The organism is Burkholderia sp. HI4860, assembly GCF_002223045.2.
In the GTDB taxonomy this organism is placed as follows: domain Bacteria; phylum Pseudomonadota; class Gammaproteobacteria; order Burkholderiales; family Burkholderiaceae; genus Burkholderia.
On record NZ_NKFO02000003.1, the window covers coordinates 3,069,972 to 3,084,517 of the forward strand.

The window sequence follows — 14,546 nt, forward strand, 5'->3', positions numbered from 1 at the left end:
CAGGGGAGAACGATGCTGCACCTGATCGATGCATTCGTCTCGGACATCCAGACCTGGCTGTACGTCGACGTCGTGCAGCCGCTCCTCTTCAAGTTCAACCTGATGGACTATGACGAGGACACCTACGACGCGCTGTACTGGGTGATCGTCGGGGCGCTGCAGATGGTGCTGATGTTCGTGCTGCTGCGCCCGCTCGAGGCGCTGCTGCCCGTCGAGCGCTGGACGAACCGCCGGGCCGTGCGGGTCGACGTGATCTACACGGCGATCGCGAAGCTCGGCATCTACTCGCTGTTCTTCTTCTTCGCGCTGCAGCCGCTGTTCGACAACTTCCAGGCGTGGCTGCGCCTGCATGGCGTGGCGAACCTGAACCTCGACTACCTGTGGCCGGGCGTGACCTCGAAGCCGATCGTCACGTTCGCGATCTATCTCGTCGTGCTCGATTTCGCCGGCTACTGGTATCACCGCTGGCAGCACAAGTTCGGCATCTGGTGGGAGCTGCACGCCGTGCATCACAGCCAGCGCCAGATGTCGCTGTGGTGCGACGACCGCAACCACGTGCTCGACGACGTGATCCAGTCGTGCTTCTTCGCGGCGATCGCGCTCGTGATCGGCGTGACGCCGTCGCAGTTCGTCGTGCTGACCGCGTTCACGAACTTCATGCAGAGCATTCAGCACACGAATGCGCGGCTGTCGTTCGGCTGGCTCGGCGAGCGCCTGTTCGTGAGCCCGATCTTCCATCGCCGCCACCACGCGGTCGGCTATGGCCACGAAGGCACGAAGTACGGCTGCAACTTCGGCGTGCTGTTCCCGTGGTGGGACATGATGTTCGGCACCGCGTCGTGGAACCGCACGGTCGAGCCGACCGGCATCCGCGACCAGGTCGAGGGCGTGTCCTACGGCGAAGGCTTCTGGGCGCAGCACGGCCTCGCGTTCGTGCGGATCTTCCGGCGCCTGTTCCCCGCCAAGCGCGGCGCGGCATCGGCCTGACCCGGCCATTCCCACGTTGAGCGGCTCTCCCACGCGGCCCGCATGTGCTTTGGCGCATGCGGGCCGCGTGGTTTATCCTTTCCCCGTTTTTCTCCGTCGATACAGGCTCGCATGAACGACTTGCTGCGTTCCTTCGTCCGCGCATTGGCGAGCGCACTGCATCCGCGCATGCTGTGGCTCACCCTGATGCCGTTTCTCGTCTCGGCCGTCCTGTGGGGCGTCGTGCTGTGGTTCTCGTGGCAGTCGCTGCTGGACCTCGCACGCGGCGCGCTCGACGGCTTCGTGCTGACGGCCATGCTGTACCGTGCGTTCGACGCGATCGGCATGTCGCAGCTGCATGCGGTCGTCGCGCCGTTCGTGGTCGTGTCGCTCGCGATTCCGCTGATCGTGCTGACCGTGCTGCTGCTGATCGCGACGATTTCGATGCCGGTCGTGATCAAGCACCTCGCGAACCGGCAGTTCGCGGCGCTCGAGGCGAAGCGGGGCGGCACCTTCCTCGGCAGCGTGTTCAATTCGCTGGGGGCGGCACTGGCCGGCGTCGTCGTGCTGGTCGTCACGATCCCGCTGTGGCTGATTCCGCCGTTCTTCGCGCTGCTGCCGCCGGTGATCTGGGGCTGGCTCACCTACCGCGTGATGACCTACGACGCGCTCGCGCTGCACGCGAGCCGCGACGAGCGCCGGGCGCTCGTGCGGCGGCACCGCTGGCCGCTGATCGGCATCGGCGTCGCGACCGGGCTGCTCGGCACCGTGCCGACCTTCGTATGGGTATCGTCGGTCTGGATGATGGTGCTGTTCCCGTTCGTCGCGGCGGCCATGATCTGGGTTTACGCTTTCATCCTCGTCTTCTCGGCGCTGTGGTTCGGGCACTATTGCCTGCGCGCGCTGGAGGACTTGCGTGCGAGTTCGCGCGCCACCGCAATCGACATGGGGCAGGCATGAGCATCGGCATCATCATCATCGGCGACGAAATCCTTTCGGGCCGCCGGCAGGACAAGCATCTGGCGAAGGTCATCGAGCTGCTCGGCGCGCGCGGCCTCACGCTCGACTGGGCCGAATACGTCGGCGACGATCCGGCGCGCATCACGGCGACCCTCGCCCGCGCGATCGCGTCGGGCGACATCGTGTTCTCGACGGGCGGCATCGGCGCGACGCCGGACGACCACACGCGCCAGTGCGCGGCCGCCGCGCTCGGCGCGCCGCTCGAGCTGCATCCGGAAGCGAAGGTGCTGATTTCCGAGCGGATCCGCGAAACGCACACCGATCCGGCCAAGCCGGTCGATTTCGAGTCGCCGGAGAACCAGCACCGTTTCAACATGGGCGTGTTCCCGGTGGGCGCGACGATCATCCCGAACGGCTACAACCGGATTCCCGGCTTCTCGGTCGGCGACCTGCACTTCGTGCCGGGCTTTCCGGTGATGGCGTGGCCGATGATCGAATGGGTGCTCGACACGAAGTACGCGCACCTGCATCACGCGACGCCGCACGCGGAGCGCTCGCTGTACGTGTTCGAACTGCCGGAATCGACACTCACGCCGCTGATGGAGCGCATCGAGCGCGATTTCCCGGGCGTGCGCGTGTTCAGCCTGCCGAGCGTCGGCGATGCGGAGCGCGGCGGGATCTACGCGCGCCGTCACATCGACCTCGGCGTGAAGGGCGAGCCGGAAGCGGTCGCGGCCGCGTACGTGAAGCTGCGTGAAGGCGTGCACCTGCTCGGCGGCGACGTCGTCGAACCCGATACGCCGCGCGCCTGAGCGGCCTCTCGACCCGGCACGCAAAAACCACGGGCCGCGCAACGCGGCCCGTCATCGGCATGTCATCGCCCGGCTCGACGATGGGGTCGTCGCAACCGGCGGGAGCGGCGTGCCGTCAGGCGCCGATCCACGGCAGTTTCCGGAAGCACCAGCCTTCGACCGTCTTGCGGTGGCCTTCGGCGTCCTTCGCGCCCTCGAAGCCTTCGAGCAGGTCGAAGGCCTTCGTGAAGCCGGCCTGCGTGGAGGCGATCGCGGCGAGCTTCGAGCGCGCGGCGCTGCGGCACAGGAACAGGATGGGCGTATCGGCCGGGAGGGCCGCCTTCAGCTCGTTGATGAATTCGGCGTTCGGCACGCCGCCCGGGTAGCGCGTCCATTCGAGGTGCAGGTACTGGCCGTCGCCGACGAGCGGGCGGCCGATCCAGTCGAGTTCGGCGCGGGTGCGCACGTCGACGAGGCGCGCCGACGGATCGAGTTGCAGCAGTTCGAAGGCCTCGGCCGGCAGCAGCGCCCCGGCGTAGTTGAGCGCGGCTTGTGCGCGGCGTTCGTCGGCCTTCGCGTAAAGCTGGTCGAGCGTACTCATGGCAGGGAGTCTCCTATCGGTCAAACGAACATTCTAGCGCGGCGTCGCGGCACGGATGTCCGCGTAGGGGGCAGTGCGCGCCCCCACACGCGCTCACCAAAAGAGTGCAGAATGGCGCGCATGCACCAAGTTGATTCGGCGACTAGGGCGCACTGCGATGATTGCACCATGTAGGTGCTTCCGGTTTGAGGGCGGTGCGCGGCGGAGCCCCGGAATTGCGCAGCACAGCCCCGTCGCGACGAGCGCCGGCGCGATTCGCGCCCAGCTCGCGCATAGGTGGCACGGAAGCTGCTTTATAGAATTCGGTCAAATCGGGGCGCGCTGCGCCAAAGCAAGACCCCGGTCAGCTCGATAAACGAGGCGGTTCCCAGTCCGCCGGAATTGTTCAATCAGGAGAAGAGGTTATGAGTAAAACCGTCGCCGACGTCATGCAGCTCGTGAAGGACGAGGACGTCAAGTTTGTCGATTTCCGCTTCACGGATACGCGCGGCAAGGAACAGCACGTGTCGGTGCCGGTTTCGGCGTTTGACGAAGACAAGTTCGAAAGCGGCCATGCATTCGACGGCTCGTCGATCGCGGGCTGGAAGGGCATCGAGGCGTCGGACATGCTGCTCATGCCGGACCCGACCGCTGCCTTCATCGACCCGTTCTATGAAGAGTCGACCCTGGTGCTGACCTGCGACGTGGTCGAGCCGGCCGACGGCAAGGGCTACGAGCGCGATCCGCGTTCGCTCGCGAAGCGCGCGGAAGCGTACCTGAAGAGCACGGGCATCGGCGACACGGCCTACTTCGGTCCGGAACCGGAATTCTTCATTTTCGACTCGGTCCAGTGGAACACGGACATGTCGGGCTGCTTCGTGAAGATCAACTCGGAAGAAGCACCGTGGTCGGCCGGCAAGGAATTCGAAGGCGGCAACACGGGTCACCGTCCGGGCACGAAGGGCGGCTACTTCCCGGTCGCGCCGGTCGACACGTTCCAGGACATGCGTTCGGAAATGTGCCTGCTGCTCGAACAGCTCGGCATCCCGGTCGAAGTGCACCACCACGAAGTGGCGGGCCAGGGCCAGAACGAAATCGGCACGAAGTTCTCGACGCTGGTTCAGCGCGCCGACTGGACGCAATGGTCGAAGTACATCATCCATAACGTCGCGCACTCGTACGGCAAGACGGCAACCTTCATGCCGAAGCCGGTCGTCGGCGACAACGGTTCGGGCATGCACGTTCACCAGTCGATCTGGAAGGACGGCCAGAACCTGTTCGCGGGCAACGGCTACGCCGGCCTGTCGGAACTGGCGCTGTTCTACATCGGCGGCATCATCAAGCACGCCCGTGCCCTGAACGCGATCACGAACCCGACGACGAACTCGTACAAGCGTCTGGTCCCGCACTTCGAAGCACCGGTCAAGCTCGCCTACTCGGCACGCAACCGTTCGGCATCGATCCGCATTCCGCACGTGTCGAACCCGAAGGGCCGCCGTATCGAAACGCGCTTCCCGGATCCGATGGCGAACCCGTACCTGCTGTTCTCGGCACTGATGATGGCCGGCCTCGACGGGATCCAGAACAAGATCCATCCGGGCGAGGCCGCGGACAAGAACCTGTACGACCTGCCGCCGGAAGAGGATGCAAAGATCCCGACCGTCTGCGCGGGCCTCGACCAGGCAATCGAAGCGCTCGACAAGGATCGCGAGTTCCTGACCCGTGGCGGCGTGTTCACGGACGGCATGCTCGACGCGTACCTCGCGCTGAAGGAGCAGGAGCTGGCGAAGTTCCGCATGACGACGCACCCGATCGAGTTCGAGATGTACTACTCGCTCTAATCGGCGATGGCGCTTCGATTCAGCGCCGTCATGCCGGTTCGTTCCCGTCGCGCGGCCTGCGGCGGGAACGGCGGAGTCTGAAAGGGGCGGCGTCGAGCCGTCCCTTTTTTGTTCCGGTGATTTTTCCTTTTCTGGCCCGTTGAGGCGCGACAAGCACGCAGATGGTTCTGAAGAATCTGATCAAGGCGAAAACGGGGCAGCCCGAGCGACTGACGGACGACGAGCGGCTCGCCCGCTCGGGCCTGCTGGCGGGGCTGGAAGCGCTGCCGACGGTCGTGATCGTGCTCGACCGCAAGACGCTGCGGATCGCGTTCGCGAATCCGTCTGCCGAGGCGATGCTCGACATCTCGCGCCGGCAGCTCGCGCAGCGGCCGTGGGGCGAGATTTTTCCGAATGCGAACGAGCTGGCATCGACGATCACCGCGATCGGCGAGGAACGCTTTCACGCGACGCACCTCGATACCGTGCTCGACCGGCCCGGCCGCGAACCGCTGCATGTGCATGCGATCGTCGGCTTTCTCGAGACCGCGCCCGATTTCGTGCTCGTCGAGCTGTTCGAGAACGAGCGGCAGTCGCGCACCGATCGCGAGGAACGGATCCACGACCTGACCGCGGTCAACAAGCAACTGATCCGCAACCTCGCGCACGAGATCAAGAACCCGCTCGGCGGCATTCGCGGCGCAGCCCAGCTGCTCGAATTCGAGCTCGGCGAGCGCGAGCGCGGCGAGTTGCGCGAATACACGCAGGTGATCATCAAGGAGTCCGACCGCCTGCAGACGCTCGTCGACCGGTTGCTGGAGCCGCATCGGCACCCGCACATCGTCGGCGACGTGAACATTCATGAAGTATGCGAACGCGTGCGCGCGGTGATGCTCGCGGAATTCCCGCGCGGGCTCACGATCGAGCGCGACTACGACGTGAGCGTGCCGGACCTGCGCGGCGACAAGGAGCAACTGATCCAGGCGCTGCTCAACATCGTGCGCAACGCCGCGCAGGCGCTGCGCGAACGCATCGCGCAGGGCGACGCGAAGATCGAGCTGCGCACGCGCATCGCGCGCAAGGTGACGATCGCGAAGCGCCTGTACCGGCTGGCACTGGACTTGCACGTGATCGACAACGGGCCCGGCATTCCGGAGGAAATCCGCGACCGGATCTTCTACCCGCTCGTGTCCGGGCGCGACGACGGCAGCGGCCTCGGCCTCACGCTCGCGCAGACGTTCGTGCAGCAGCATGACGGGATGATCGAGGTCGAAAGCCGGCCCGGACGTACCGAATTTCAGATCCTGCTGCCGCTCGACCATTGAGCGGCGGCATGGCGATTCACCGGATTTACCCATATCTGACCGACCTATGAAGCCGATCTGGATAGTAGACGACGACCAATCGATCCGCTGGGTGCTCGAAAAGGCGCTCGCCCGGGACAGCTTCGCGACGAAGAGTTTCGCGAACGTGCGTGACGCGCTGGCCGCGCTCGACCACGAGACCCCGCAGGTGCTCGTATCCGACATCCGGATGCCGGGCGGCTCGGGCCTCGAGTTGCTGCAGGCGATGCACGAGCGCCTGCCGGGCCTGCCCGTCATCATCATGACGGCGTTCTCCGATCTCGACAGCGCCGTCGCGGCGTTCCAGGGCGGCGCGTTCGAATATCTCGCGAAGCCGTTCGACGTCGACAAGGCGGTCGAACTGATTCGCCGCGCGGTGGAAGAAAGCCTGCGCGGCGGCGCGCCGCAGGACGAGCGCGTGGCCGAGGCGCCCGAGATGCTCGGCCAGGCGCCCGCGATGCAGGACATGTTTCGCGCGATCGGCCGCCTGTCGCACTCGGCCGCGACCGTGCTGATCACTGGCGAATCGGGCACCGGCAAGGAGCTCGTCGCGCGTGCGCTGCACCGTCACAGCCCGCGTGCGAACGGGCCGTTCATCGCGCTGAACACCGCGGCGATTCCGAAGGACCTGCTCGAATCCGAGCTGTTCGGCCACGAGCGCGGCGCGTTCACCGGCGCGCAGACGACGCGGCAGGGCCGCTTCGAGCAGGCCGAGAACGGCACGCTGTTCCTCGACGAAATCGGCGACATGCCGTTCGACCTGCAGACGCGCCTGTTGCGCGTGCTGTCGGACGGGCAGTTCTATCGGGTCGGTGGCCACAACCCGCTGCGCGCGAACGTGCGCGTGATCGCCGCGACGCACCAGAATCTCGAATCGCGCGTGCGGCAGGGGCTGTTCCGCGAGGACCTTTACCACCGGCTCAACGTGATCCGGCTGCGCCTGCCGCCGCTGCGCGAGCGCAGCGAGGACATCGCGCTGCTTACGCGCCACTTCCTGCAGAAGAGCGCGCGCGATCTCGGCGTCGAGCCGAAGCGCGTGTCCGACGAAGCGCTGGCTTACCTGACGTCGCTGGCGTTTCCCGGCAACGTGCGCCAGCTCGAGAACCTCGCGAACTGGCTGACCGTGATGGCACCCGCGCAGACGGTCGAGATCAAGGACCTGCCGCCCGACCTCGTGCCGGCCGGTGCGCCGGTCGCTGCGGCGGGCGACGGTGCGGATGCGCACGGCAACGGTGGCGAGGCTGCGCTCGCGCAACCGGCGACCGGTGCGCTGCCGGCGGTGTCCGCGCCCGTCGCGGCCGCACCGAATGGCGGCGCGCCGGCTGGCTATCCGGTCTGGGAGCACGGCCTGCGTACCGAAGTAGCACGGCTGTTGCGCGAGAACTCGGCCGACGTGATGGACGAACTCGCGCGCCGCTTCGAGGCGGCCGTGATCCGCGAGGCGCTCGACTTCACGCGCGGCCGCAAGGTCGAGGCCGCGGAGCGGCTCGGCATCGGCCGCAACACGATCACGCGCAAGATCCAGGAACTCCATCTGGAGCCCTGAGCACGATTCGCGGCATGCGCGGGCATCGCGCATGCCGCGATCGGACATAATCGCGGTTTGCATGCCGTTTGCCATTCCGCCCATTCTCAATGTCCGATTCCTTCCGCTGGCCCGCCGGGGCCGACCCGTTCCGTTTCCTCGAAGCGCTCGACAGCAAGCGCGCCCGCACGTGGGTCGACGAGCAGAATGCGCGCACGCGCGCCGCGCTGCGTGACGACGACGCGTATCGCGCGCTGACGGCGCGCCTCGCCAAAGCGTACCTGCCGCGCGAGCGCCCGGTGATTCCGACCCGCTGGCGCGACTGGGCCTACGACCTGTGGCAGGACGATCTTCATCCGAAGGGGCTGTGGCGCCGCACGCGCTGGGACGACTGGCGCGCGGGAAAGCCGGCGTGGGAAACGCTGCTCGACGTCGACGCGCTCGGCGCGGAGGAGGGCGAGTCGTGGGTGTTCGAGCAGGACGCGATCCTGTACCCGGACGGCGATCGCGCGCTGCTGTCGCTGTCACCGGGCGGCGCCGATGCGGTCGTCGTGCGCGAATTCGATCTCGTCGAACGCCGTTTCGTCGACGTCGGTTTCACGATCGACGAGCCGGGACATCACACGATCGGCTGGATCGATCGCGATAGCGTCTACGTGAGCTGGGATCGCGGCGAAGCGCATGCGACCGCGGCCGGCTATCCGTATGAAGCGCGGCGCTGGGTGCGCGGCACGGCGCTGGCCGATGCGCCCGTCGTCTTCCGCGGCGAACCCGACGACATCAGCGCGGGTGCGGGGTTCGATCCGATCGACAACCGTCACGTCGCGTGGCGCAGCGTCGATTTTTTCGACGCACATGCGTACCGCTTGACGGAGGTGGGCGAGTGGGCGCGCTACGACGTGCCGACCCATGTCGAGGTCGGGTTCTGGGAAGGCTGGCTCATGCTGGAGCCGCGCCTCGACTGGGAGTGTGACGGCGTGCGCCATGCGGGCGGTTCGCTGCTCGCGATCCGCGAGCAGGCGTTCCTCGCCGGGTCGCGCGAATTCACGACGCTGTTCGCGCCGCAACCGTCGACATCAGCGTGCACGTGGACGCACACGCGCACGACGCTGATCGCGAGCTGGCTCGACGACGTGCACAACCGCACGATGCTGTGGCAGCCGAGCCAGGCCGACGACGGTACGTGGACGTGGGATGCGCGGCCGTTCGAGTGGCCAGGGCCGGGCGATGCACAGATCGACGTCGAGCCGGTCGAGTCGACGCTGAACGACGAGATTTACGTGGATGTCGACACCTGTCTCGATCCGCCCGAATGCTGGCTGGCCGACCTTGCGGATCGCGCGGACGATGCGCCGTCGCGCCGCGTGCTGCTCGACCGGCCGCCGGTGCAGTTCGACGCGGCCGGGCTCGTCGTACGCCGCGCGAGCGCGCGCTCGCAAGACGGCACGACGGTGCCGTACACGCTGATCGGGCCGCGCGATGCACTCGACGTGGCCGACGGCGCCGCACGTGTCGCGCGGCCGTGCCTGCTGTCGGGCTATGGCGGCTTCGCGATTCCGAACCTGCCGGGCTACAGCGATGCGTTCGGTATCGGGTGGCTCGAGCGCGGCGGCGTGATGGCGTTCGCGCACATCCGCGGCGGCGGCGAGTTCGGGCCGCGCTGGCACGTCGATGCGCAGCGCGAACACCGCCAGCGTTCGTTCGACGATTTCATCGCGGTGGCCGAGGATCTGGCCGCCACCGGCGTGACGACCGCCGCGCAGCTCGGCATCGAAGGCGGCAGCAACGGCGGGCTGCTGGTCGCCGCGTGCATGGTGCAGCGGCCGGAGTTGTTCGGCGCGGTGCTCTGCCGTGTGCCGCTGCTCGACATGCGGCGCTATCCGAAGCTGCACGCAGGTGCCGCATGGCTCGACGAATACGGCGACCCGGACGATCCGCACGAAGGTGCGGCGCTGGCCGCGTACTCGCCGTATCACCGCGTGCGCGAAGGCGTCGCGTATCCGCCGCTGCTGCTGACGACGTCGACGCGCGACGACCGCGTGCATCCCGCGCATGCACGCAAGATGGCTGCGCGCATGCATGCGCTCGGTCATGAACGGGTGTGGTACTGGGAGAACACCGACGGCGGCCACGGCAGCGCCGACGATCTGGAACGCGCGGAGGCCGATGCGGCCGAATTCGGGTTCCTGTGGGCCCATCTCGGGCCGGCGCCCGCGCGGCGTTGAACGCGCGCGGGCTGCGCGGGAGATCAGCCGACGACCGCGACGACGGGCGTGTGGTCGGACGGCTGCTCCCACGTGCGCGGCGTGCGATCGACTTCGCACGACGTGCAGGTCTCGGCCAGCGTCGGCGACAGCAGCACGTGGTCGATGCGCAGCCCCGCGTTGCGGCGGAACGCCATCATCCGGTAGTCCCACCACGTGAAGGTCTTCTCCGGCTGTTCGAAGCGGCGGAACGCGTCGACGAAGCCGAGCTCGATCAGTTGCGCGAAGTGGGCGCGCTCCTGCGGCGACACGAGGTTCTGGCCTTCCCATTTCGCCGGGTCGTGCACGTCGCGGTCTTCCGGCGCGATGTTGTAGTCGCCGAGCAGCGCGAGCTTCGGGTAGCGCTGCAGCTCGGTGCGCAGCCATGCCTGCAGCGCGTCGAGCCATTGCATCTTGTAGACGAACTTGTCGGAGTCGGGCGCCTGGCCGTTCGGGAAATACGCGGACACGATGCGGATGCCGTCGACCGTCGCGGCGACCACGCGCTGCTGCGGGTCGTCGAAGCCCGGAATGTTGCGCACGATGTCCGATTCGTCGACGGCGAGCGTGTCGCGCGCGAGGATCGCGACGCCGTTGTAGGTCTTCTGGCCGGTGAACCAGCTGCGGTAGCCGACCGCCTCGAGATCGGCGCGCGGGAATTTCTCGTCCGGCAGCTTCAGTTCCTGCAGGCACAGCACGTCGGTTCCGCTTTGCGCGAGCCAGTCGAGCACGTGCTGCTTGCGGACGTTGAGCGAGTTGACGTTCCAGGTGGCAATCTTCATTAAATCCTCTTCGCCTTATCTGGCGTGGGTTTGCTGGCGATGGGTAGCTGAAAAGCGGTTTTGACTACCCATCTAGCTACCCGATTCATTTTGTGTTGTTCGGGCGCGACACAAGCGCAGCCAAACTGTCGGACGTGATGCCGCTCGAACGCTTGCCGATCTTCACGAGCGTGAGCTTGCCGTCGCGCACCAGATTGTAGACGGTGGCCCGGCAGACGCCGAGCATCTTCGAAACCTCGGCGACGCGGTACAGCTTCACGGGCGGCGTCGGGGCCGGTGGGGATTGGAAGGGCGTGTGCATGGCGGTGCTCCTTGTCTGCGCGCGTCAGCGAGCCGCGCGGCGTTTCATGGCGTCGAGCAGGATGTCCTGCACGGCACGCTTCGTTTCGCGGCGCTCGACGACGTCCTCGTCGATCGTGTCGCGCGCGATGATCGGGTAGATGAAAACGGGGCGGCGGTGCCCGGCCTGCAGCTGGCGTACGGGCCCGATCCGCTCGACGATCTGCATGTACTCTTCAAGGTTCCACCAGTGGCCGAAGATCGCGAGGATGTTGCCGCCGTCCTGCAGGTTCAGGCCGTGGCCGGCGCTGGCCGGGTGCGCGAACATCACCGGGATCTTTCCGGCGTTCCAGTCGCGGATCGTCTGCGGGTTATGGTCGAGTTGGCGGCCGCGCGGGAAAGCGCGCTGCAGCCGCGCGAGATCCGACTTGAAGTGGTACGCGACGAGCACCGGCATGCCGGCGGCTTCCTCGACGATTTCCTCGAGCGCCTGCAGTTTCAGGTCGTGCACCTCGTGCCACGGCGCAGTGTCGCGGCCGTCGTCCTCTTGCTTGTAGACGGCGCCGTTCGCGAGCTGCAGGCACTTCATCGTCTTGCTCGCTGCGTTCATGGCCTCGATCGGGCTGTCGTCGATCTCCATGAACATCTGCCGTTCCATGTCGCGGTACAGCCGCCGCGCGGCCGCCGGCAACTCGACGTAGACCGGGCGCACGATCGGGTCGTCAAGGTCGAACCAGTCGGCAGGGTCGAGCGAGATCGTGCAGTCGGCGAGCGCTTCCTGAATCTGCGGCTGCGCGTGCGGCAGCGGGCGCGTCTGGTGGTAGCCGCTACCGTTCGGTACCGATTGGAACCAGCGTTCCTCGAACGCCGAGTAGCTGCGCCCGAGCCGCTGGCCGCCGTCGACGAACCACTGCTGGCCCCAGAGATCCTGCAGCCCGTTCGGCGACGGCGTGCCGGTCAGGTTCACCCACCGGTGCACTTTCGTGTGCGCGACTTCGGCGAGCGCGCGGCCGCGCACGCTGCCGCCGGACTTCTTCACGAATTCCTTGCCCTTGGTGCTGCGCTGGTTCGACACGCGCGTCGATTTCAGCTTCGTCGACTCGTCGGCCACGACCGTGCCGAATGGCCACGGTCGCGGGTTGTGCTTGAACCAGTCGATCAGCCACGGCAGGTTTTCGTAGTTGATCGAGAACACGGGCGCGTCGCGGCGCAGCTGCATTGCGCGACGGCCGGCATCGCCGAGGATCGGCACAACTTCCATGCCGGACAGGTGCTCCCACTTCTCGCACTCGTCCGGCCAGGTCGACTGAGCCACTCGCAGCGGCGCGCAGACGAGCGTCGGCATCGTCTCGATCCCGAAGTGGTAGAGCGATTCCAGCGCCGTGAGCGTGCTGCCGGTCTTGCCGAGGCCCATGCCGGCCCACACGTTCGAACGCTCGATCTCCTGTTCGTGCTCGATGATGAGGCTCTGGTACTTCCAAGGCGTGAATACGCGGCGGGTGGTCATCGGCGCGGCTCCGTCGTGACGTGCAGCACGCAGCGGAAGTACAGCGCGAGCGCACCGTCGAGCGTCGTGTCGAAAGCGGTAATGCCGCGGCGGTCGGTCACGTACCAGAAGCCCGTGCCGAGCGGCCGCGCGCGCGGCTTGATCGTCTGCATCACGCGCCGTACCCCGCCGCGTAGCACTCGACGGCGGTCAGGCCGTAGTAGAGACGGAAGTTGCCGATGCCGACCGCGCCGGCGAGCGCCAGCACCATGACGATCGCGCCGACGCAGGCGAGGGAATAGATCGCGGCTTTCATGGCTTCACCCAATTTGCGCAACCTTCCCGGACGCGCGGCAGGTTGCCGCCACAGACGCAGTCATCACCTTCGCTGCAATGGCCCGCTGCATTGAGCGATGGAGCACGGGCCTTCGCCGCGTCGACGAGATCGAGCAGCTGCTGCGCTACCCACGTTCGATTGCGGTGCACCCCATCGACCGGGACGTACGTGACGGTGTGGTTGCTGACTAGGAACAGCGCGGCACCTTGCATCGCCTCGAACGCCGCCCGCTCGCCCACCACACGCGGTTCACGCTGCGCTGCGCGGGGGCATTTCCGCCAGGTGGCAGCATCATCACGCGCGCAACGTCCTTCTCGCGTGCATACGATTCTGTCGCAAAGCGCTGGCGTCGCTGCAGGCTGCGGCTTTGTGTACAGCGGCACGGTGCGCGCCGGACGTACACCGTTCACGGTTACCGGTTCGAACTCTCGGTGCGTGCCGCCAAACGGTGACGGGTATTCGTAGACGTGCAGGTATGGCGCGGGCGTCGCGTCGACGGCCTCGCGCACGAACGCGTCGACGGCTTCGCGGCTGTCGATCACGCGCACGTCGCAGCCGAGCGCGCGCAGGCGCTCGTGCTCGCGTACCTGGCCCTTCGTCGGCTTGCCGCCGGGCCGCTTGAGTTCGACGAAATAGACGCGCGCCGGCGGGAAGATGACGATGCGGTCGGGCACGCTCACGCGCGCCGGGCTGCTGAATTTGTAGGCGTCGCCGCCCGCTGCGCGGACGCGGTCGACGAGGTAGGTTTCGACGGTCTTTTCGAGCATGACCGGCCTCACGCTTCCGCTGAACGGAGTGACGACGCAAGCCGCGCTTCGCCGACGTGTTCGATAACGCGCTTCAGTTCGCTGACCGCTGCGGCCTTGTAGTCGCCGCGCGCTGCTTGAATCGCCGTCAGGGAAATTTTCATCACGCGCAGGCCGCTAGCGCGATGTGTGAGCGAAGGCGTTGCTTCGTTCGGCAATTGCGTGACGACGAACCGGAACTGCTGCTGGTTGATGTAGTGGGCGAAGGTCGCCAGTTGCTGCGCTTCGATGGATAGTGAGCCGTTCGTACCTGAAACCTTGAACGTCTTCGGGGCGGGCGTCATGTGGTGCTCCGTTCATGTTAGGTAATGCTGTACATTACACCTAACACGAACGTACAGCAATGCCTAACAGTGATTATTTTCGGCGGGGTCGATCACGTCGAAATCGTCTTCCGACGGCGGATTGCATTCGTGCCGCACGAGGCGGTTGTGCTCGCCGCGCTCGCGCTCGTACAGACGCCAGCCCGTGTCGTCCTCGCGCCACTTCAACCCGGCCTTGCCGCACCGCTCGCACGTGCGGTCGAAGCCCGGCCGGTAGGGCGCCCGCCGCGTGAAAAAGCTGTCCTCGTCGTCGAACATGCGATCGAACATCCGGTCGAGGTGGTCGTCTGCAATCTCGCCCATGG

At 66.7% G+C, this 14,546-nt stretch carries 16 protein-coding genes; 7 read left to right on the top strand and 9 right to left on the bottom strand.

The genetic code is table 11. The annotated features are described in order from the left end of the window. The first annotated feature begins 12 nt into the window (after positions 1–12). From CFB34_RS29615 to CFB34_RS29625, 3 genes are all read left to right on the top strand, one after another. Positions 13–987, top strand: a complete 975-nt coding sequence (locus CFB34_RS29615; protein ID WP_047852133.1) for a sterol desaturase family protein — start codon at positions 13–15, stop codon at positions 985–987. A gap of 111 nt (positions 988–1,098) precedes the next feature. Continuing rightward, positions 1,099–1,926, top strand: a complete 828-nt coding sequence (locus CFB34_RS29620) for an EI24 domain-containing protein (protein ID WP_089440562.1) — start codon at positions 1,099–1,101, stop codon at positions 1,924–1,926. After that, complete coding sequence (locus CFB34_RS29625) at positions 1,923–2,738, top strand: molybdopterin-binding protein (protein ID WP_089440561.1); 816 nt, start codon at positions 1,923–1,925, stop codon at positions 2,736–2,738. The genes CFB34_RS29620 and CFB34_RS29625 overlap by 4 nt, the downstream gene beginning before the upstream one ends. Positions 2,739–2,853: 115 nt before the next feature. Here the strand turns inward: CFB34_RS29625 and CFB34_RS29630 are convergent, their stop codons facing one another. Continuing rightward, positions 2,854–3,318 carry a rhodanese-like domain-containing protein gene (locus CFB34_RS29630; protein WP_089440560.1) on the bottom strand — a complete coding sequence of 155 codons (465 nt, stop codon included), beginning with the start codon at positions 3,316–3,318 and terminating at the stop codon, positions 2,854–2,856. 404 nt (positions 3,319–3,722) lie between these two features. Here CFB34_RS29630 and glnA point away from each other — a divergent pair, with 404 nt between their 5' ends. From glnA to CFB34_RS29650, 4 genes are all read left to right on the top strand, one after another. Next, a complete protein-coding gene (gene glnA, locus CFB34_RS29635; protein WP_039364811.1) occupies positions 3,723–5,138 on the top strand; it encodes a type I glutamate--ammonia ligase in 1,416 nt (471 codons plus the stop codon). 161 nt (positions 5,139–5,299) lie between these two features. Beyond that, positions 5,300–6,442, top strand: a complete 1,143-nt coding sequence (gene glnL, locus CFB34_RS29640) for a nitrogen regulation protein NR(II) (RefSeq protein WP_039364809.1) — start codon at positions 5,300–5,302, stop codon at positions 6,440–6,442. A gap of 46 nt (positions 6,443–6,488) precedes the next feature. Next, positions 6,489–8,006, top strand: coding sequence for a nitrogen regulation protein NR(I) (gene ntrC, locus CFB34_RS29645; protein ID WP_089440559.1), 1,518 nt, complete (start codon positions 6,489–6,491; stop codon positions 8,004–8,006). 89 nt (positions 8,007–8,095) lie between these two features. Further along, positions 8,096–10,210 carry a prolyl oligopeptidase family serine peptidase gene (locus CFB34_RS29650; RefSeq protein ID WP_089440558.1) on the top strand — a complete coding sequence of 705 codons (2,115 nt, stop codon included), beginning with the start codon at positions 8,096–8,098 and terminating at the stop codon, positions 10,208–10,210. 23 nt (positions 10,211–10,233) lie between these two features. On the opposite strand, the gene xth is transcribed toward CFB34_RS29650, so the two are convergent. The 8 genes from xth to CFB34_RS29690 all read right to left on the bottom strand — a co-directional run bounded on the left by xth (position 10,234) and on the right by CFB34_RS29690 (position 14,544). Continuing rightward, positions 10,234–11,010, bottom strand: coding sequence for an exodeoxyribonuclease III (gene xth / locus CFB34_RS29655; RefSeq protein ID WP_089440557.1), 777 nt, complete (start codon positions 11,008–11,010; stop codon positions 10,234–10,236). Positions 11,011–11,095: 85 nt separating this feature from the next. Continuing rightward, positions 11,096–11,311: a helix-turn-helix domain-containing protein gene (locus tag CFB34_RS29660; protein WP_089440556.1), complete on the bottom strand. Its 216-nt coding sequence runs from the start codon at positions 11,309–11,311 to the stop codon at positions 11,096–11,098. 24 nt (positions 11,312–11,335) lie between these two features. After that, the gene (locus CFB34_RS29665) at positions 11,336–12,796 is read right to left on the bottom strand and encodes a DEAD/DEAH box helicase (RefSeq protein ID WP_089440555.1); all 1,461 of its coding nucleotides are present in this window, start codon (positions 12,794–12,796) and stop codon (positions 11,336–11,338) included. Further along, positions 12,793–12,951 carry a hypothetical protein gene (locus tag CFB34_RS29670; RefSeq protein WP_218829647.1) on the bottom strand — a complete coding sequence of 53 codons (159 nt, stop codon included), beginning with the start codon at positions 12,949–12,951 and terminating at the stop codon, positions 12,793–12,795. Before CFB34_RS29670 ends, CFB34_RS29665 begins: the two co-directional genes overlap by 4 nt. Next, positions 12,948–13,091 (bottom strand): hypothetical protein, encoded by a 144-nt coding sequence (locus tag CFB34_RS29675; protein WP_179243644.1) that lies wholly within the window; start codon positions 13,089–13,091, stop codon positions 12,948–12,950. Before CFB34_RS29675 ends, CFB34_RS29670 begins: the two co-directional genes overlap by 4 nt. Continuing rightward, positions 13,088–13,879, bottom strand: a complete 792-nt coding sequence (locus CFB34_RS29680) for a VRR-NUC domain-containing protein (RefSeq protein WP_218828633.1) — start codon at positions 13,877–13,879, stop codon at positions 13,088–13,090. Before CFB34_RS29680 ends, CFB34_RS29675 begins: the two co-directional genes overlap by 4 nt. Positions 13,880–13,887: 8 nt before the next feature. After that, a complete protein-coding gene (locus tag CFB34_RS29685; protein WP_089440553.1) occupies positions 13,888–14,202 on the bottom strand; it encodes a hypothetical protein in 315 nt (104 codons plus the stop codon). A gap of 63 nt (positions 14,203–14,265) precedes the next feature. After that, complete coding sequence (locus tag CFB34_RS29690; RefSeq protein ID WP_089440552.1) at positions 14,266–14,544, bottom strand: hypothetical protein; 279 nt, start codon at positions 14,542–14,544, stop codon at positions 14,266–14,268. Positions 14,545–14,546 lie beyond the last annotated feature (2 nt).

What these genes read in the sequence shown, in the direction of transcription:
- CFB34_RS29620 (WP_089440562.1), top strand. Translation starts at nt 1,099, where the DNA reads ATGAACGACTTGCTGCGTTCCTTCGTCCGCGCATTGGCGAGCGCACTG.
- CFB34_RS29660 (WP_089440556.1), bottom strand. Translation starts at nt 11,311, where the DNA reads ATGCACACGCCCTTCCAATCCCCACCGGCCCCGACGCCGCCCGTGAAG.
- CFB34_RS29685 (WP_089440553.1), bottom strand. Translation starts at nt 14,202, where the DNA reads ATGACGCCCGCCCCGAAGACGTTCAAGGTTTCAGGTACGAACGGCTCA.
- CFB34_RS29680 (WP_218828633.1), bottom strand. Translation starts at nt 13,879, where the DNA reads ATGCTCGAAAAGACCGTCGAAACCTACCTCGTCGACCGCGTCCGCGCA.
- CFB34_RS29690 (WP_089440552.1), bottom strand. Translation starts at nt 14,544, where the DNA reads ATGGGCGAGATTGCAGACGACCACCTCGACCGGATGTTCGATCGCATG.
- xth (WP_089440557.1), bottom strand. Translation starts at nt 11,010, where the DNA reads ATGAAGATTGCCACCTGGAACGTCAACTCGCTCAACGTCCGCAAGCAG.
- CFB34_RS29615 (WP_047852133.1), top strand. Translation starts at nt 13, where the DNA reads ATGCTGCACCTGATCGATGCATTCGTCTCGGACATCCAGACCTGGCTG.
- glnA (WP_039364811.1), top strand. Translation starts at nt 3,723, where the DNA reads ATGAGTAAAACCGTCGCCGACGTCATGCAGCTCGTGAAGGACGAGGAC.
- ntrC (WP_089440559.1), top strand. Translation starts at nt 6,489, where the DNA reads ATGAAGCCGATCTGGATAGTAGACGACGACCAATCGATCCGCTGGGTG.
- CFB34_RS29665 (WP_089440555.1), bottom strand. Translation starts at nt 12,796, where the DNA reads ATGACCACCCGCCGCGTATTCACGCCTTGGAAGTACCAGAGCCTCATC.
- CFB34_RS29650 (WP_089440558.1), top strand. Translation starts at nt 8,096, where the DNA reads ATGTCCGATTCCTTCCGCTGGCCCGCCGGGGCCGACCCGTTCCGTTTC.
- CFB34_RS29630 (WP_089440560.1), bottom strand. Translation starts at nt 3,318, where the DNA reads ATGAGTACGCTCGACCAGCTTTACGCGAAGGCCGACGAACGCCGCGCA.
- CFB34_RS29675 (WP_179243644.1), bottom strand. Translation starts at nt 13,091, where the DNA reads ATGAAAGCCGCGATCTATTCCCTCGCCTGCGTCGGCGCGATCGTCATG.
- CFB34_RS29625 (WP_089440561.1), top strand. Translation starts at nt 1,923, where the DNA reads ATGAGCATCGGCATCATCATCATCGGCGACGAAATCCTTTCGGGCCGC.
- glnL (WP_039364809.1), top strand. Translation starts at nt 5,300, where the DNA reads ATGGTTCTGAAGAATCTGATCAAGGCGAAAACGGGGCAGCCCGAGCGA.